This is a genomic window from Xanthomonas sp. F14 (assembly GCF_014199865.1).
Genome location: NZ_JACHOM010000004.1, coordinates 264,856 through 282,820, shown reverse-complemented (window position 1 = coordinate 282,820; position 17,965 = coordinate 264,856). Strand labels below are relative to the sequence as shown.

General features: G+C 63.7%; 12 protein-coding genes. 4 read left to right on the top strand and 8 right to left on the bottom strand.

Translation table 11 applies throughout. The features are described 5' to 3' along the window. Positions 1–296: 296 nt before the first annotated feature. Genes glgB through GGR73_RS15255 form a run of 3 tightly spaced genes read right to left on the bottom strand, consistent with a single transcriptional unit; the run spans position 297 to position 8,955 of the window. Positions 297–2,480, bottom strand: a complete 2,184-nt coding sequence (gene glgB / locus GGR73_RS15265; protein WP_049818224.1) for a 1,4-alpha-glucan branching protein GlgB — start codon at positions 2,478–2,480, stop codon at positions 297–299. An 11-nt stretch (positions 2,481–2,491) separates the two neighbouring features. Beyond that, positions 2,492–5,842, bottom strand: a complete 3,351-nt coding sequence (gene treS / locus GGR73_RS15260; protein WP_054592003.1) for a maltose alpha-D-glucosyltransferase — start codon at positions 5,840–5,842, stop codon at positions 2,492–2,494. Continuing rightward, positions 5,839–8,955 carry a maltotransferase domain-containing protein gene (locus tag GGR73_RS15255; RefSeq protein ID WP_184457718.1) on the bottom strand — a complete coding sequence of 1,039 codons (3,117 nt, stop codon included), beginning with the start codon at positions 8,953–8,955 and terminating at the stop codon, positions 5,839–5,841. The genes treS and GGR73_RS15255 overlap by 4 nt, the downstream gene beginning before the upstream one ends. A gap of 350 nt (positions 8,956–9,305) precedes the next feature. On the opposite strand from GGR73_RS15255, the gene GGR73_RS15250 reads away from it, so the two are divergent. Next, positions 9,306–10,196 (top strand): hypothetical protein, encoded by an 891-nt coding sequence (locus GGR73_RS15250; RefSeq protein ID WP_184457716.1) that lies wholly within the window; start codon positions 9,306–9,308, stop codon positions 10,194–10,196. A 173-nt stretch (positions 10,197–10,369) separates the two neighbouring features. Here the strand turns inward: GGR73_RS15250 and GGR73_RS15245 are convergent, their stop codons facing one another. Beyond that, positions 10,370–10,990: a DUF4142 domain-containing protein gene (locus GGR73_RS15245; RefSeq protein ID WP_184457714.1), complete on the bottom strand. Its 621-nt coding sequence runs from the start codon at positions 10,988–10,990 to the stop codon at positions 10,370–10,372. Positions 10,991–11,274: 284 nt separating this feature from the next. Here GGR73_RS15245 and GGR73_RS15240 point away from each other — a divergent pair, with 284 nt between their 5' ends. The 3 genes from GGR73_RS15240 (at position 11,275) to GGR73_RS15225 (ending at position 14,450) form a co-directional block, all read left to right on the top strand. Further along, positions 11,275–11,940 (top strand): hypothetical protein, encoded by a 666-nt coding sequence (locus GGR73_RS15240; RefSeq protein ID WP_184457712.1) that lies wholly within the window; start codon positions 11,275–11,277, stop codon positions 11,938–11,940. A 281-nt stretch (positions 11,941–12,221) separates the two neighbouring features. Next, on the top strand, positions 12,222–13,481 hold the full coding sequence (locus GGR73_RS20365; protein WP_456362989.1) for a hypothetical protein: 1,260 nt from the start codon (positions 12,222–12,224) through the stop codon (positions 13,479–13,481). 237 nt (positions 13,482–13,718) lie between these two features. Next, a complete protein-coding gene (locus GGR73_RS15225; protein ID WP_184457710.1) occupies positions 13,719–14,450 on the top strand; it encodes a carbon-nitrogen hydrolase family protein in 732 nt (243 codons plus the stop codon). A gap of 245 nt (positions 14,451–14,695) precedes the next feature. Here GGR73_RS15225 and GGR73_RS15220 read toward each other — a convergent pair whose 3' ends face one another. The 4 genes from GGR73_RS15220 to GGR73_RS15205 form a co-directional block, all read right to left on the bottom strand. Further along, positions 14,696–15,085 carry a DUF6869 domain-containing protein gene (locus GGR73_RS15220; protein ID WP_102255345.1) on the bottom strand — a complete coding sequence of 130 codons (390 nt, stop codon included), beginning with the start codon at positions 15,083–15,085 and terminating at the stop codon, positions 14,696–14,698. Between the two features lie 1,096 nt (positions 15,086–16,181). Then, a complete protein-coding gene (locus GGR73_RS15215; protein WP_184457708.1) occupies positions 16,182–16,691 on the bottom strand; it encodes a hypothetical protein in 510 nt (169 codons plus the stop codon). Positions 16,692–17,216: 525 nt separating this feature from the next. Next, positions 17,217–17,417, bottom strand: a complete 201-nt coding sequence (locus tag GGR73_RS15210; protein ID WP_221229757.1) for a hypothetical protein — start codon at positions 17,415–17,417, stop codon at positions 17,217–17,219. A gap of 139 nt (positions 17,418–17,556) precedes the next feature. After that, positions 17,557–17,946, bottom strand: a complete 390-nt coding sequence (locus GGR73_RS15205; RefSeq protein ID WP_104574496.1) for a hypothetical protein — start codon at positions 17,944–17,946, stop codon at positions 17,557–17,559. Positions 17,947–17,965: the final 19 nt, after the last annotated feature.

Here is a 17,965-nt window from a genome sequence, read left to right as displayed (position 1 = left end):
GGCCGCACCAGTGCATGCGCGCATCCAGCGATGCGCACACCATGGATAAACGGCTCAACCATCGAAGAAACCACAGCCATCAAAACGCCCACGCACAACACTCCCGTACACACGGTCGACGGAAGGCATGGCGGCGGCTGTGCCCGGCAGCCCTCTCCGGGCCGCCTACGTAGCGGGTGGCACCCCGGCTGCACCGCCCGGTGGGGCGCGCGCAGCGAGGTGTTGGCCGCTCTACGGCGCGCAATCTAACAGGTGCTACAGCGCCGGACCAGCGGTCCGGCGCTGTGTGTGCTGCATCAGCCCTGCGGCGTCAGCACGATGACGCCCAGCGGCGGCAGCAACAGCGGCAGGGATTGCGCATGGCCGTGCATGGACTGCTGCTCGGCGCTCACCACACCGCCATTGCCCAGGTTCGCGCCGCCGTAGATGCCGGCATCGCTATTGAACACCTCACGCCACTGGCCGCCTTGCGGCACGCCGATGCGGTAGCCGTGCTGCACGATCGGGGTGAAGTTGATCACCACCAGCACCGGCGCATCGCCGCGCTTTGCCTTGCGCAGGAACGCCACCACGCTATTGGCCGCGTCATCGCCGACCACCCACGCAAACCCGGCCGGGTCATCGTCCTGCGCGTGCAGCGCGGGGTATTCGACATACAGCCGATTCAGATCGCGCACCAGGGTCTGCACGCCGCGATGGCGCGGGTCATCCAGCAGATGCCAGGGGATGCCGCCGTCGTGGTTCCACTCGGTGGGCTGGCCGAATTCGCAGCCCATGAACAGCAACTTGCGCCCAGGGTGGGTGAACATGTAACCCAGGTAGGCGCGCAGGTTGGCAAAGCGCTGCCAGTCGTCGCCCGGCATGCGGCCGAGCAACGAGCCCTTGCCGTGCACCACTTCGTCGTGCGAGATCGGCAGCACGAAGCGCTCCGAATACGCGTAGACCATGCTGAAGGTCAGCTCGCCATGGTGGTAACGGCGGTAGATCGGATCCAGCGCGGCGTAATGCAGGGTGTCGTGCATCCAGCCCATGTTCCACTTGTAGTGGAAGCCCAGGCCGCCGTGCGCCACATCGGCAGTGACGCCGGGGAACGCGGTGGATTCCTCGGCAATCATCACCGCACCCGGGGTGTGCTCGCGCACCACCTCGTTGAGCCGGCGCAGGAAGGCGATGGTCTCGTAGTTCTCGCGCCCGCCATGGATGTTGGGCACCCACTCGCCGGCATTGCGGCTGTAGTCGCGGTACAGCATCGAGGCCACCGCATCCACGCGCAGGCCGTCGACGTGGAAGCGCTGCAGGAACTCCAGCGCACTGGCGATCAGGAACCCGGACACCTCGCGCCGCCCGTGGTTGTAGATCAGCGTGTTCCAGTCGCGGTGGAAGCCTTCGCGCGGGTCGGCATGCTCGTACAGCGCGGTGCCGTCGAAATGCGCCAGGCCGTGGGCGTCGGTGGGGAAATGCGCCGGCACCCAGTCGACGATCACGCCAATGCCTTCGCGGTGGCAGCGATCGACGAAGCGGGCAAAGCCATCCGGCGAGCCGAAGCGCGCGGTCGGCGCGAACAGGCCCAGCGGCTGGTAGCCCCACGAGCCGCCGAACGGATGCTCAGTCACCGGCATCAGCTCGACATGGGTGAAGCCCATATCGGCCACGTACGGAATCAAGCGGTCGGCCAGGCCATCCCAGTCCAGGTCCACGCCTTCCTCGCGCAACCAGGAGCCGGCATGGATCTCGTAGATGCTCATCGGTGCGTCGTGCGCCTGGCGGCGCGCACGCGTGGCCATCCAGCCGTCATCGCTCCACTGATGCGGGGTGGGGTCGGCCACGATCGAGGCGGTACCCGGCGCCAGCTCGGCACGCCGCGCCACCGGGTCGGCCTTGGCCGGCAACTCGTTCCCATGCGGGCCGCGCAGCTGGTACTTGTAATGCGCACCGGGGCCGACGTCGGGCACGAACAGCTCCCACACGCCGGACTGATGCCGCAGCCGCATCGGATGCCGGCGCGCGTCCCAACTGTTGAAGTCGCCCACCACCGCCACGCGCGTGGCATTGGGTGCCCACACCGCAAAGCGCGTGCCGCGTACGCCATCGACTTCGATCGCATTGGCGCCGAGTGCATCGGCCAACTGCAGATGATGGCCTTCGCTGATCAGATGCAGGTCGAAGTCGCTGAGCTGCGGGCCGAACGCATACGGGTCGGCGGTATCCTGCTCGCCGCCGGGCCAGCCGATGCGCAGGCGGTAGCCGCCCTGCGCCGGCAATGCGCCGGCGAACAGGCCCGGCTCCGGGCCTGCCTCCAGCGCGATGACGTTGCCATCGTCGAGCACGGCATTGACGTAGTTGGCACCCGGTTGATAGGTGCGCAGCAGCCGACCGCTGTCGGTCGGGTGCGCGCCCAGGATGGCGAATGCGTCGCCATGGCGTGCCTCGGCCAGGGCGCGGGTTGCGCCGGGATCCCATCGATTGGTCACTGCTGTCATCACTCCACTCATCATGTGTCTCCCGCACCAGCGCGCGCGCGGTGCAGGATGCGTCGCAAGCCCTCGATCGGCACCATCAGCCAGCCGGGGCGGTTGGCAGCCTCGTAACGCACCTCGTAACAGGCCTTCTCCACCAGGAACAGCAAGGTGGCTGCGTTGAACGCTGCCGGTGCGATCCACGGGTGCGTACTGGCGTCGAGCACGGCATGGTACGCGTCCAGAAACGCCTGTGTGGAGCGGCGGCGGAACTGCACCAGGAACTCGTCCAGATGCGTGTCCACGCCCACGCCCGCACGGGCAGCAGTGCCTTCCTCGCCACGTGCCGACACTTCGCTGGCGTAATCGAGCGAGCGCAGGAAGCCGGCCACATCGCGCAACGGGCTGGCCTTGGCGCGTCGCTCGGACAGCGGCTTGGCCGGCTCGCCTTCGAAGTCGATCAGCACCACATCGTCGAACGCCACCAGGATCTGGCCCAGGTGGAAGTCGCCGTGCACGCGGGTCAGCAAGGAGTCGGCCAGCACGCTCGGTGCCTGGGCGAGCAAGGCATCCAGCTGCGGGCGCTCGGCCAGCACTGCCTGCAGCGCTTCGCGTTCGATCGCATCGTCGCTGCCGGCCAGGCGTGCATTGACGGTGTCCCACATCTCTTCGACCTGGCGTGCGACGCCAGCCACCACATCGTTGGCGGTGGGCAGGTCGATGCGCTGCGGGGCGAAGTCGGCGTCGTCGGTGTCGCGCGACAAGGCCTCGTGCAACTCGGCCAGGCGCTTGCCGACCACCGCGGCGAAGGCGTCGTAGCCGGCGATGGCTTCGGCACGCGATTCGTCGGTCTGCGCGGTGGCGTACTCGTCGAAGCTGCGTGCCAGATGGTCCAGCGTCCAGCGCCAGGCATCGCCCTGGTTGCGGATGAAGCCCTGCAGCAGCGCGATCGTGGTGATGGTGCCCTGCGCATCGATGCGGCTGACGCTGCCCAGCAAGGGCGCCGCGTTGGCATAGCCCATCTCGGTCAGGCGACGGCCGATCTCGATTTCCGGGTTGGCACCGTTGGCCACGTGCCGCAACAGCTTGAACACCGCCTTGTCGGCCACCACCAGCGAACTATTGCTCTGCTCGGCCGACAGCCAGCGGATCTCCGGATCCTGCGGTATTTCCAGCGTGGCCAGCGCCGGTGTCGCCTCGAAGCGCACCTGTCCCTGCTGCGAGGCATCGTCGCCATCGCAGAACTCCAGCGCGGCGTTGTCGCGCAAGGCGTCGATCACCCCGCGCACCATCGGCTTGAGCGCGAAGGCATCGGTGAGGTAACCCACCTCGCGGCCCTGGCGCACCCGTGCCAGCGCAAGCTGCTCGGCCAGGGTGCTGGGCTGGTCGCGCTCCCACACGATGCCGACCGGCAGCATGTAGCTCTCGTGGTGGCCGTCTTCCAGCTCCACTTCCAGCTCCAGCAGGCTCATTGGCTCGGCGCCCGGCAGCGGCGTACGGCGCGAGATGCGCACGTGCTTGAGTGCCTGGTCCTTGGCCGAGAACCAGCGCCGTGCCGACAACCAGGCCGGCAGGATCTCCGCTTCCAGCGTGGGCAGATGCGGCAGCAGCGCATTGCTCTCGTCGGTGTCGCTGCGCAACACCAGCGTGCGGTAGTCCGGCAACGGCACCGGGCTGGGCACATGCCAATCCGGCAAGGTGCCTTCGCTGACCAGCTGGAATGCGTAGAAGCCGAACGGCGGCACCGTGAGCAGATAGGTCAACCGCCCGACCGGCGGGAAACTGCCGCCGCCGATGATGTCCACCGGCACGCGGCCCTCGAACTCGGACAGGTCCAGCTCCACCGCCTGCAGCGTATGCGACAGGTTGGCCACGCACAGCACCGTCTCGTCCTGGTAGCACCGCAGATAGGCCAGCATGCGGCGGTTGCCCGGATACAGAAAGCGCAGGCTGCCGCGGCCGAAGGCCTGGTAGCGCTTGCGCACGCTGAGCACGCGGCGGGTCCAGGTCAGCAGCGAATGCTGGTCGCGGATCTGCGCTTCCACATTCACTGCCTGGAAGCCGTACAGCGGGTCCATCACCGGCGGCAGCACCAGCTGCGCCGGGTCGGCGCGCGAGAAGCCGCCATTGCGGTCAATCGACCACTGCATCGGCGTGCGCACGCCATCGCGGTCGCCCAGATGGATGTTGTCGCCCATGCCGATCTCGTCGCCGTAGTACAGCACCGGCGTGCCGGGCATGGTCAGCAACAGGGAGGTCATCAACTCGATGCGGCGGCGGTCGCGCTCCAGCAGCGGCGCCAATCGGCGCCGGATGCCCAGATTGATGCGTGCGCGGCGGTCGGCGGCATAGGTCTGCCACAGGTAATCGCGCTCCGAGTCGGTGACCATTTCCAGCGTCAACTCATCGTGGTTGCGCAGGAAGATCGCCCACTGGCAGCTCTCCGGAATCTCCGGGGTCTGGCGCATGATGTCGGTGATCGGGAAGCGGTCTTCGCGTGCGATCGCCATGTACATGCGCGGCATCAGCGGGAAGTGGAACGCCATATGGCATTCGTCGGCGTTCTGGCCGAAGTACTGCTGGGTGTCTTCCGGCCACATATTGGCCTCGGCCAGCAGCATGCGGTCCGGGTATTCGGCATCCAGCGTGGCGCGGATCTTGCGCAGGATCGCGTGGGTTTCCGGCAGGTTCTCGTTGGAGGTGCCGGAGCGCTCGATCAGGTACGGCACCGCATCCAGACGCAGGCCGTCCACACCGCGGTCCAGCCAGAAGCGCATCACTTCCAGCACCGCTTCCAGCACCGCAGGGTTGTCGAAGTTCAGGTCCGGCTGGTGCGAATAGAAGCGGTGCCAGAAGTACTGCCCGGCCACCGGATCCCAGGTCCAGTTGGATTTTTCGGTATCGCAGAAAATGATCCGCGTGCCTTCGTATTCCTGGTCGGTGTCCGACCACACATAGAAGTCGCGCTCCGGCGATCCGGCCGGCGCAGTGCGTGCGCGCTGGAACCACGGGTGCTGATCGGAAGTGTGGTTGATCACCAGCTCGGTGACGATGCGGATGCCGCGTGCATGCGCCTGCGCCACCAGCTGCTCGAAGTCTTCGATGCTGCCGTAGTCCGGATGCACCGCCATGTATTCGGCGATGTCGTAGCCGTCGTCGCGGCGCGGGCTGGGGTAAAACGGCAGCAGCCAGATGGTGTCCACGCCGAGTTCGGCGATGTAATCCAGCTTGGAAATCAGCCCCGGGAAATCGCCGATGCCATCGTCGTTGGAGTCGAAGAACGACTTGACGTGCACCTGATAGATGATCGCGTCCTTGTACCAAAGCTGGTCTGCAACCACCGCGGACTGTTCCGCGTCGGCTTGTAACGATGGGACTGCATTCATGCGACCTCTCCTGCGCGGATGCGCCATAACGCGAACGGCCGCGTCGCCTCTAAACGGATGTGTTGCTGTTTTCCCTGCCATGTGAAGCGATGGCCGTCCCACAGGTCGTCCACCGCCACGCTGGCGTGATCGGGCAGGCCCAACTCCCACAATGGCACTTCGATTGCGGCATCCTGCGCAGCGTTGGGGTCCAGGTTGATCGCCACCAACACCATGCTGCGGCTGCGCGACAGGTAGCCGGCATCCAGGAACTTGCCGAAGTACAGCACCTGATCGTTGTGCGCCTGGTAGAAGCGCGTGCCCAGGTGCGACTGCAGCTCCGGGTGCATGCGGCGCAGCTGATTGAAGCGGGTGATCTCATCGACGATGTCGCCGGGTGCACGCTCAGGCCAGGCGCGCAGCTGGAACTTTTCCGAGTCCAGGTACTCTTCCTTGCCCGGCGCCAATGGCGTGGCCTCGCACAGTTCGAAGCCCTGGTACATGCCCCATAGTCCTGACAGCGTGGTCGCCAGCGCGGCGCGGATCAGATGCCCGTTGCGCCCACTGGTCTGCAGGAACAGCGGATTGATGTCCGGCGTGTTGACGAAGAAGTGCGGGCGGAAGCATTCGCGCGGCACGCCCTGGTTCAACTCTTCCACATACTCCTGCAGCTCGTGCTTGTGGTTGCGCCAGGTGAAGTAGGTATAGGACTGCGAGAAACCGCACTTGGCCAGGCGGTACATCATCTTCGGCCGGGTAAAGGCCTCCGACAGGAACACCACATCCGGCCGTCGCCCGCGGATATCGGCAATCAACCACTCCCAGAACGGGAACGGTTTGGTATGCGGGTTGTCGACGCGGAACAGCGTCACGCCCTCGTTGACCCAGAAAAGCACCGCATCGCGCAAGGTGTTCCACAGATCCGGCACCGCACCGCTGGCATAGAAGTCGACGTTGACGATGTCCTGGTATTTCTTCGGCGGGTTCTCCGCATACGGAATCGAACCATCCGCGCGCCAGGTGAACCAGTCCTTGTGATCCTTCAACCACGGGTGATCCGGCGCGCACTGGATGGCGAAGTCCAGCGCCACTTCCAGCCCATGCGCACGTGCGGCCTGGATCAAGCGGCGGAAGCCCTCAAGCCCGCCGAGCTCGGCATGCACCTCGGTGTGGCCGCCATCGGCCGCGCCGATCGCATACGGGCTGCCCGGCTCGCCATCGACCGCAGTGACCGAGTTGTTGCGGCCCTTGCGGTTCTTCGCGCCGATCGGGTGGATCGGCGGCATGTACAGCACGTCGAAGTTCATCGCGCGGATATGCGCCAGCCGCTTGATCACATCGTCGAAGGTGCCGTGTTGTTGCGGATCGCCGCTTTGCGAGCGCGGGAACAATTCGTACCAGCTGGCGAAATGCGCCGCGCGCCGCTCGGATTCCACCCGGAAGGTCACCGGCGTCTCGGAGCGGAACGGCTTGTCGTCGGCCGCTGCCATCGCCTGCGCGGTGTCCGGCTCCAGCACGATCGCCAGCTGCTGCAGCGGCTCGCTCTGCGCGCCGATGCGGGTGAGGACGGCCTGCAGGCGCTCGGCCAAGGCACCGCTGCTACGCGCATGCGCGGCCTGCACCACGGCCACCGCTTCCTGCACGTCCACCGGCAGCACCGTGTTGGCGGCACGCTTCTTTTCCAGATCCGCATGCAAGGTGGCGAACACATCGCGCCAGCCTTCCACCCGGAACTCATAGGTGCCGATGCGCTCCAGCGGGAACTCCGCACGCCAGCGATCGTTGCCCAACGCACGCATCGGCGCGCTGGCCCAGGTCTTGGCATCGGCCGGGCGCCACAGCACCGCCACCGCGATGCGGTCGTGCCCATCGCAGAACGCATCGGCTTCCACGCAGATGCGGTCGCCCACGGTGCGCTTGACCGGGAAGCGGCCGTTATCGACCGACGGGGTCACCGACTCGATGCACACGCGCGGCCAGGCGGCCGCGGTCTGCGGGCGCGGGCGCATGCGCGGCACCGCCAGCACGTGCCGGGCCGGCACGCTGCGATAGACCCGCACCTCGCCCGGCTCCAATGCTTCCAGCGTCGCGCCGGACAGCGTGCTGCCGTCCTCGCCCACCAGTGCTTCGGCATCGCCGAGCAGGCGCAGCAGATCCGGCGCCGGGACCGGCACCACATGATCGGCATCGCCATTGATCAACAGCAGCGACGGCAAGCCACCCAGCGGCTCGATCGCCACCGCCGTCAGGCCGGTGCCCTCGCGCAACAGCGGACGCAACCGCAAGCCGGCATTGCTGGGCGGTACGCCATCGCGGGCCCTGATCGACAAGGGCACTGTCTCCAGCTGCGTCTCGTCCAGCAGCCACGCCCCTCCCAGTGCCTGGGCCAGTTGCCAGTGCTGCCCGGCAGTGGCGGCACGTTTGCCATCGGGCGCGCCCACCACTGCGACAACCTGCGACGCCAACGCGCGCAGCGCCGTGTCTTCGTCGAAGAACCAGCTGCCGCGGCCGTCCCACCATGCGAGCGAGGAGAACGCCACATCGAACCCGGCACCGGCCAGCTGCTGCAAGGCCTCGATGCCCAGGCCCGGCGTCCACGCCGCAAACACCACCTCCGGTGCCTGCGCATGCACGCGGGCGATCAACTCGCGCCAGCGTTGCGCCGGCACCTGCTGCGGCTGCAACAGGCGGAAGCCGGCCACGCCCTGCGAGGCCCAGTCCAGCAAGCGCGCGCTCCACCACTCCACCAGCGCCGCACCTTCCTGCGCATAGGTAAAGCGTGCCTCGGCCACTTCCGGCGTGGCGCGCGGCTGGCGCGGGTCCGGCACCGCCGTGCTGCGTGCCCGGAACCATTGCGGGTTGTCGCGCACCACGGCGCTGGCACCGCCCACTTCATCCAGGCGCACATCGAGCAGCAGCTTCACGCCGGCCCGGTGCGCGGCCTGCACCACCTCGCGCAGCCGCTGCGCGTCTTCGTCGCCGGTGGTGGCGACCTCGCTCAGCCGGCCTTCGGCGTCGCGTGCAAATGGCGGCGCGAGCACCACATGGTCAAAGCCGGCCTCACGCGCCGATTTGCAGCGCTGCTCCAGCCCGGCCTGCTCGCCGGTGGCCTCATTGAGAACACAGATCCGCATGGCGCCCCCTCAGCAGACCACGGCGCGCGCACGCACCGTGACGAAGGAAACGACGCGGGCCGACCCACCCCGCAGATCCACCGGCGCTCGGTCACGACGCACCAGTCCAACTCCCGTCCGGATCGACCCCTGCCTACTCAAGGCCTGGTCGACCCTTTCTACCGTGACTGCACTCATGCGCAACTCCGCAACGATTCTTGACCGATGCAGTCAAGCACCCCCACTGCGAATTTCATGTGTCGGTGGAATTGACGAAAATCAAACAAGCGCGGCAGTGGTGAGGGCTCAGGCAGCGCTGACCAACTCCCAAGGGTTGTAGGCTATGGCCTCAACACGCAGGGAGAGCAAGGATGCGCAGCTACGTCATGGCGGCACTGCTGACCACCGCCACAGTTGCAACGGCAAAGGATCAGAGGCTAAGCCCGAGCCGTGCCGGAGAGATCGTAGGGCTTTGGCAAGACGTCAGCGTCAACGACGACATCGTCAAGGAGGACTACGCCGGCTTCGTCCAGGTCGTCGACCTGGACAAGGATGGAGTCGATGAGATCGTCTATCTGAGTTCTTCGTATTGCTCGGGTTCCACTTCCGACTGCCCCAACAGCATCGATGTATTGCGCAAGCACCCACGCGGGAAGGCACCCAACGTCAGCGCTCCGCTCGACCAATGGGAAACCAGGGCACGCAAGACCGGTTACACGCCAGACGCCAGCGAGCAGATTCCTGGCGAAGTGATGACGCTTGCAGTCCAAGGCAATCGCATCGAGGTCGTGTTCGTCGTGCAGGAGAACTCGCCAATCTGCAAACGGGAACAACCCAATCCGGACGGGTCGCAGCGCTGTCCCGTCCCCGGCCGCTACAGCTGGACGTACACCTGGAAGCCAGGCGCGTTGACGCGCCTTACCGGCGCTGGCAGCTATGAACCACACGTCCCCAAGGCGCATTTTCCCGAGCAACTGCGAGGCGCCTGGGTCACCGCAGGGATCGCCTGCCGCGACGCCGAGACAGCGGACCCCAAGCACCTCATCCAGTTCGGCTGGGATCACATGACCGGCAAGGGCGAAGACCTTTGGTCCAATGCGGTCACGCTGCTGGCACGCACACCATGGACATGGCGCATCATCACCGCGTCTGCCGACGCGCCGAAGAAGGACGTTCCTGCAGTCTTCATCCTGAGCCAGATGGAAGACCGCCTGATCATTGCGGAGCAAACGCGCGTCAGAACCTTCGATCGTTGCCGCTGAGCAGAAAGTCGATTGCCATCGCGTTTACGGCAACGCGACGTGGGCTCGAACGCATCGCCAGAGAACGTTTGATCGACGTCCGCGCAGGTCCCTAGAGCTCAAGATGGCGACGTCACGCTCACTCGCCGCTTGCAGGCCAGGCGTGGCAGACCGGCGATCTGCCACGCCCACGCTCACATCGCCGTCTTGATGGCTTCCGCCTTCGCCAGGTGCTGCTCGACATGCGTCTTGGTCTCGGTCAGGTGCTGCTTGACCGCCTCGGTCGACGCCACCGTCATCATCTGCGTCTCGATCAGCTGCAGCGCGTCCTTGTGCCCGGCGATCATTGCATCGATGTAGGCCGCCGCGTAGTCCTTGCCGGACTTCTGCCCCAGCGTGGACAGGTCCTGCTCGCCCTTGCTCTCCAGCTTCTTGACGTCCGGGGTTTCGGCCAGCGTCCCCAGCGCCGTGGTCTTTTCCAGGTTCTCGGTGTGCTCTTTCTCCATCATCTTCGCGTAGTCCAGCACCGCGCCGGTGACCTTCTTGTCCTGCGCCTGCTTCGCTGCGGCGATCTCGTGCTTGTCCACCGCCCCGAGCAAGCCAAGGGCGATGTCGTCTCCGGAACTCGCGCGTGCCGTGCCTTCAGGCGCCGGGCTGGCTTCGCCGACAGGCGGCGTGGTCGGGGTCGCCGCGCCACCGCTCGGCGTCGGCTCGGTGGACGCGGCAGGCGCTGCGGCCTCCTTGTCGGCATTCGGCTTGCAGCCAGCGAGCGCCAGCGCCGCGACGATGGACAGGACCAACAGTGACTGTTTCATGCTCCACTCCCTCTCGATTGGAGACAGCAGCATCTGCCTGCCCAGGTGAAGAAGGCTCATACACGTCCACTGCGTGATTCAGACATACGCATCTCCCGGAGGCGAATGCACAACACCGCACCACACGCGTCACCGCGCCGCAATCGGCGGCCCGCTCCTGCGCGCGGGCGCGGACCTCGACGTGGTCAGCGCAGCTGTGGCATGCGTGGCGTGTGGTGGCACTTTCCTGCTGAAAGACGGCCTGGTTTGCCGCACACTACCGCGCCACATTTGGAGTGATAGCCATGCACAAGGCCTGGATGCTTGCCCTGTTGGGCGTTTCGCCGCTGGTCCACGCCGCGCCTGCCGACGACGATGCCACCTGCCGCAATGGGTTGTTCACCAGTGCGCCGGTGGCATTCTCACTCGGCAAGGTCATCCCGCCGCGCCTGTACCTGCTCAAGGACACCGATGGCTGCCCGGACACGGGCGGGGCCGCATGCCAGGGACGCGCCTACGTGGTCAAGAACGATATCGTCCTGACGGCGCAGCGCCGCAATGCCTACGTCTGCGTGCTCTATCCCAACAAGGGAGGCGGCAATGCTGGCTGGGTCGCACAGTCGAGCCTGCAGATGCAGCCAAGCGCGGCCACGCCCACACCGCAGGCGTGGAACGGCTACTGGCACGACGGCGACAACACGCTGCAATTGACCACCAACGCAGACGGCAGCATCACCGTCAACGGCGATGCGTACTGGCCCAGCGCCTTTCCCGACCCGGAACAGACGTCGGGCGGTCCGCACACGGGCTCGGTCACCGCGCGCGGCTATCCAGAAGGCAACCGCGTCGAAGTCAACGAGGACACCTGCAAGGTGCGCCTGCAATTGCTGGGCGACATGCTGCTGGCCGACGACAACCTGGAATGCGGCGGAATGAACGTTTCCTTCGGCGGGGTGTACCGAAAGAAGTAATCGCAAGCCTAGCCACTCCGGTGCGCCGCACGCCTGCAGTGGCAGGCGCAACGGAGGCAGGCACACCATCGACTACCGCGCGACATAAAAGCCGATGCCAAGCGGTGCAGTGCGGTTTACGGTGGCCCGCAACGACCAGAACGGGTTCGGCTCGCTCGATCCCGCAGCGGTACGGTGGATGCTGATAGCAGCAGGACGCGCCAGAAGACCTTGTCAGGGGTGACGCACCACGTAGACCGGCGTCATCTATCATTGCCGATTGCTGTTTTGAAGGAATTGCGTTGAGACGTTCCGCCACGCGTTTGATGCGCGCGCCGCTGCTTGCTGCTGTGGCGTTGCTTGCTGCTTGCAGCACAACCAACACCACCAACAAATCGTTGCCGCCGTCGGCGGACAATCCCGTCAACACCAGTTACTGCATCGGGCGTCTTGCCGTGACGACCGATGTGCCCCTGCACTTTCTGGGGAGTTCCGCGCAGTTTTATTGGGGCGACATCGATACCTACCGCGAAGACGCGGCCAGCTATGCGCAGCGCCTGCTGAGCGCACAAGCATCGGCCAGCGATGGCAAGGTGCGCCAACTGATCAAGCCGGTGGAAACGCTGGCACAGGATGATGGCAGGGTCATCGTCGCACACGCGGAAGACACGTTGCCGCTCGACCCGAATGTCGTACAGGTCACCGGCTTCGCCCATCGCGACGGCACCACCTTTCGTTTCCAGAAGACGGCGATCAGCCGCCTGCAGGACATCACCGAACGGCGCACCAAGGAAATCCTGGCCTCGATCACCAACAGCGCATCGCCCTTCCCGCCAGCGGCACAATCCCAGCAGGGGTTTTGCGTCATGCACGGTACCGTCAATCTGGCACCCGGACACGACTGGCACGAAGCCTCCAGGGTCGAAGGGGAATTCACCCTGCAGGAAATGCGCTACCGTTTCAGTCTGCGTTCGCGCTACCTGCGCTCGCTGTCGTTGAACGAACAGGAAGTGACAAACCAGCGCGACCTGCTAGTGGCACTGGCGGGCGCCGTACCGGGCTCCGGCCTGGCGCCGATCAGTGAACTATCGGGCGCCGACCGCAATCCATCGCAAGGCAGTGCCCGCCTGCTCGAGATGACGACAGCCGACGGTACGCACCAGGTCTATGAGTGGCACATGCCGGCCGTCAGTACAGCACCCAATACGCCAGCGACGTTTCTCTACATCTGGCCAGCGTCCGGGCAAGCGTCAGCGCAGGACCAGACCAATTTCATGCGCTGGGTGATGGCCCATCCGCAGCAGACGACACCGCTGTTACAGATAAAGCCAATGGCCAGCAACGGTGAACATCAACAGGCGACGCCAGCAGTAGAAGAGAGCAGGCTGGTGTACCGGATGCAGCTGCATTACCACGGCGACCAGGCTGCCGGCGGGCGCCATTACGTGATCTACAAGGATGGCCAGAAAGTCGACGATGGACGCAGCGATGCCAACGGATTCACCAAGGCACACAATGCCGACTACGACCAGATATGGACAACCAAGGTGCTAAACAAATGAGTCCCTGCTTCAGTGCGGCGCACCCTGATCTATAACCAAGCACGCTGGAGACGACCGGTAACCATCCGGTCAACCTATCCTCCTGACCGGCGCTGAAGATAGGCATCCAGGCAAGACGTCTCGCTTTCGAAAGTGTAGGCGTTCGAGCAGCATATCCGGGCTTTCAAGCGCACTCTGGTTACCCGCCTTTCGGAATCCGCTACGCTCAAACCTCAACACGTGGACACGAGACAGGCAATGAAGCTGACAGCTGCGCAAATCCTTTCGACGCCTGGCCAAATCGAAGAGAACATCGGTAAGCACCTCGATGTCATTCGCCTGGCGGCGAGCAGGGGTGCGGATGTGCTGGTCTTTCCCGAGCTGTCCCTCACCGGTTACGAACCCGGGTTGGCGCAGGCGCTGGCGGTGCAGCCGGCTGATCAGCGCTTTGATCCGTTTCAGGTGGCAAGTGACCGGTACGGCATGCTCATCGCCGTTGGCGCGCCCACGAAAAGAGCAAAAGGCACCGAAATCAGCATGCTCTGCTTCCAACCGGGGCTGGAGCGCACAAGCTACTCCAAACAGCAGTTACACCCCGACGAGTTACCGTTCTTCACCGCAGGTACCGAGCAGCTTGTGCTCAGACACGCAGGTCAGGTGTTAGCGCCTGCCATTTGCTACGAGTCACTGCAGGCAAGCCATGCAGAACAAGCTGCAGCGTCAGGTGCTGGCGTGTATCTGGCAAGCGTGGCCAAATCGGAAAGGGGCGTGACATCGGCCTACAGTCATTATCCGACGATTGCAAAAACGCATTCCATGACTGTCTTGATGGCGAACTGTGTAGGCCCCGCCGATACCTTCGTAGGAGCGGGCCGGTCTGCCATCTGGAGCAGTGACGGTGACCTCGTTGGCAGCGCTGATGCGTTTCAGGAGGCATTGGTGGCGTACGACACGAGGGATGGAGAAGCGAGCGTCTTCAGCCTAGCTTGAGATCAGGCCAAGGCCAGTAACAGGCAGCCCTGACTGTGCGGTGGCACTCGGCAATCCCACTTGCCCGCTGCGTCAGCAGCTGCGCGAGGACCTCCGCGGCGGCGGGTTTGGCTTGAACGTATTGTCAGCAAGCAACGACCTGGGGGTACAGGTCAACACGGACTCAGCGCCACTGCGAAACAAGGTCAGCTTAGCCTTATAAATGAAGCTGACACCGTTCTTGGTCGCCCGGCATCGATGAAGTGTCAGCCAGCATCTGCGAACTCCCCACGAGCTGCCACGAGCCGCGACCAGACCTCTGGCGTGCCGCTCTCCCAGGCGCCATGGAGCATCTTGCGAAAGACGGGATCGGTGCCTGCCTGCGCCTCGATGCGCTCAATGAATACTGCACCGGAGCCATCGAGCAAGTCTTCGACCAGCCCGGCGGCGACCATACCAAGCACACGCTCTGTTGGCCGGCGCCGAACTACCTCAAGAATGCCGGCCCAACATTGCTCTGCATTTTCACCGACCAGCTCCACCATGAACTCATAGGCAGCCAGATAGTCCGGGTGCGAATCATCCAGTGAAGCCTCGGCCTCATGAACGCGGATGTATGCATGCGCCCACTCTTCAATGCTGGACCATGCATGCATTCTGACCACACCATGATTCGAAGTGCGCCGTGCACCGAAATGGTGCCGACTTGAATGAATTGCTTTACGCCGCCGGATTGCGGGACACAGACTAGCCGCTAGGCAGCATGCTCAGGCTCCCAACGACGGTAGGCAATATGGGCCAACGCCGAAAGCTTGTGTGGATATGCCACGGAAACATGCTGATCATCTAAATTCCACGGCGCCGGGAAGTCAGCAATCACTTCCGTCGCAGCGCATGCGCTGCTGTCGAGCGCAGCCTTGGAAGGCTCTCCGTCGTACTCAAATCGCAAACGAACAACGCCTGTCCCGGGATCAGCCTCAATCGACGCTTGTCTAAGCTGTGGATGGGCCTCACCAAGCAAAGCACGCTGGAGCGATAACAGAAGAGCCGCGCCGCAAGGCGGCGTCGACATAAATGAACTGTAGAGCCTCACAACGCAGGCCCGCGAGACTCCACGGCGGCTAGTAATCGCTGCATTCGGTGCGTGGCCTGATCCAAAGGGCCGCCGCTGTAGCCAAGCTTCCGTGCTTGGCACAATAGCGAGTGCACCTCATCGGAAGCGCCACGGGCGGCAGCTGCGGCAGCCAAGTTGGCATACGGAACCGGGTACAGATGATCTAGTGCCAATGCATGTTTCCAGGCAGCCTGCGCCTGCTCAAGCTCACCCAGCGCCGCGTAAGCTACTCCGAGGTTGTTGGTCACCATGGCAGCGAGGCTTGGAGTATAAGTAGACCAGCCTAGCCAGAGCGCGAGACGCCGCCATGGCTGTGCTTGGAGCTGAGTGAGCTGGTGATGGAACTGGACGGCCGCCTCCTCAGGCTTGCCTTCAGCAAGTGCGCGCTGCCCTCGAAACAGAGGCCGCAGCAGCAAGCCCTGAAGTCTGCCAGGCACAAGGAGGAGGAAGCCAACCGTAAGTAATGCAGCACTGGAGCCGCCTGCAGCGTGGACCACGGTATATGTCAGCGCGCTTAGCGCGCCAAGTACGAGCAAATAACCCGTTCTGTATCTAGCGATGCGAGACATGCTGGTGAGCCTAACGCCTAAGTTGAGCTGCGCCGTGAGCGGCTTCGGCTTGAATGATTGGACTAAGCCTCAAGAACCTTGGCCGCATTCTTTCACTACGATTGGCTCAAGATACTCGGGCAATGTTCCTGCAGCATTCATCTGAGTTAGCTCGTCTAGTCTCGGGATCCGTGCCGCCGGATCCGCCACAAGAAACGCTCTATAAGCCTTGAGCATGCTGCGCATACCAGCGACTTGTCCGGGCACGACCTTCCCCTTGTCGCTTGGGTTGCCAATTTGGTGCGCGGCGCTTCCAAAAATGAACTGTACCAATAGCTCTGCGGAGTTGGGAACATCGGTCGCTAGAATTGGTGTAAGTACGCCTGGGCAAACGTAATCGACTACATCCTTGCTCTTCTTTTCCCAATCTATGAGGAGCGAGCGAATGGCCGGCGCGCTTTCGTCAAGCGGCTTCTCCTCAAGGAATCGTGTCAGGTCTACGACTTGATCTGTCTTAAGCCTGAGTTTCCCGCCATGCGCTAGCGGAGCCGCAAGCAAGGTGCTCGCTAGAGCAATGGCCAGGAGTGCTGCAAGTTTCATCGGAGTGCCCCGCTTAGGCCTAACGTTTGATCAAGCCTTCCCGTGAAGCGGGTACAGCTTGAGTGGATTGATAGACTCCACTCTACAACGCTTCTGGATGCGAAGAGCGAAGATATGGGATGGAAAACAGGGCCAGTTGATTTTTAAGTGAACCTCACTCGTTCTGCGCTAAATCTATGAAATCCCCAGCCGAGGCATCGTAGAACCGCGCGCCAAGCAAATTGCACAGCCTGCAAATTGCAGACTCTCTTTGACCCCAGGCGGCTGATACGGATACGGTCCGCGGCTCCTCGCTATCCTCAGGTTCCTCGACTCGGAAATTTAGTCCCAAACTGGCATCCTCAGCGGGCACGCAACTTCCGATTGCAGCCAGGACATCTGCCCTTGGACCAAGTGGCTCTGGAGCCCAGTCCGCAGGTAACTCACCCAGATCACTACTTGCGCGCAAGATAACTCCGGTGTTTGCTCTGCAACGTCATGGGCAAAGCCCTTGATGGCTGCGCCAGCCTAACACCCTTGCATAGATCAGCGAGAAGCCTCGTAGATTGCTGTACTTACGATCATCCCGGCGATGCCGGCTGCCACCATGAAAAATCCCCTCCGGTCCCAAGTCGAACGAAACGGCCGCTTCTCGGGCGCGACAAGAAACGCGCCCCAGCGTATCAATCCACCGGCGCCGAGCAAGAAACCGGCGATCAGCATGCAAAGAATGTAGACGAATTTCATGTCGAGAAGGCCGAGTGGATTAATTGATCAGGTTTATGAGCCTGACCCCATTCTTAGCAGATTGCTGAGCTCATGGCTCCCCTTCCTATCAAACTTTTCTACGGGTCGACTCGTCGATTTCCAAGCCCTATGCTGCGCGTCAGTCACCGGCGACGAATGAGAAAAAGCGCCAGCCGCCCTTTGTAAGCTTGAAGCCAGCGCGGTGGTTAGCGCCAGCTTGTGCAGGGCATTCCAGATAACCGGGCGACGTGAGCGCGCACTTGCCCACTGTGACCTGCTCCAGTTGCTTGAGGTAGGACCGATCTTGACCCCAGAGATCAATGGCCTCATCGGGCCCGCCATCACCACCAAAGCTTGAAACAAAGTCGGACGCCATGAACTTGCGTAGGGACTGGGGCCTTTCAGAGACCGCGGCGTCATGTACCGCAGTGACTAGTTGAGCCGCAGCCTTGGGAATGGGTGTCTGACTACCGTGCGCGAGGGCGTCACTGGAGCAAAAGATCAAAAACAATAGGAGCGCTTTCAGCATGACCCAACCGTCTTTTTGT

What these genes read in the sequence shown, in the direction of transcription:
- GGR73_RS15250 (WP_184457716.1), top strand. Translation starts at nt 9,306, where the DNA reads ATGCGCAGCTACGTCATGGCGGCACTGCTGACCACCGCCACAGTTGCA.
- GGR73_RS15215 (WP_184457708.1), bottom strand. Translation starts at nt 16,691, where the DNA reads ATGAAACTTGCAGCACTCCTGGCCATTGCTCTAGCGAGCACCTTGCTT.
- GGR73_RS15245 (WP_184457714.1), bottom strand. Translation starts at nt 10,990, where the DNA reads ATGAAACAGTCACTGTTGGTCCTGTCCATCGTCGCGGCGCTGGCGCTC.
- GGR73_RS15210 (WP_221229757.1), bottom strand. Translation starts at nt 17,417, where the DNA reads ATGAAATTCGTCTACATTCTTTGCATGCTGATCGCCGGTTTCTTGCTC.
- treS (WP_054592003.1), bottom strand. Translation starts at nt 5,842, where the DNA reads ATGAATGCAGTCCCATCGTTACAAGCCGACGCGGAACAGTCCGCGGTG.
- GGR73_RS15205 (WP_104574496.1), bottom strand. Translation starts at nt 17,946, where the DNA reads ATGCTGAAAGCGCTCCTATTGTTTTTGATCTTTTGCTCCAGTGACGCC.
- GGR73_RS15240 (WP_184457712.1), top strand. Translation starts at nt 11,275, where the DNA reads ATGCACAAGGCCTGGATGCTTGCCCTGTTGGGCGTTTCGCCGCTGGTC.
- GGR73_RS15225 (WP_184457710.1), top strand. Translation starts at nt 13,719, where the DNA reads ATGAAGCTGACAGCTGCGCAAATCCTTTCGACGCCTGGCCAAATCGAA.
- glgB (WP_049818224.1), bottom strand. Translation starts at nt 2,480, where the DNA reads ATGACAGCAGTGACCAATCGATGGGATCCCGGCGCAACCCGCGCCCTG.
- GGR73_RS15255 (WP_184457718.1), bottom strand. Translation starts at nt 8,955, where the DNA reads ATGCGGATCTGTGTTCTCAATGAGGCCACCGGCGAGCAGGCCGGGCTG.
- GGR73_RS15220 (WP_102255345.1), bottom strand. Translation starts at nt 15,085, where the DNA reads ATGCATGCATGGTCCAGCATTGAAGAGTGGGCGCATGCATACATCCGC.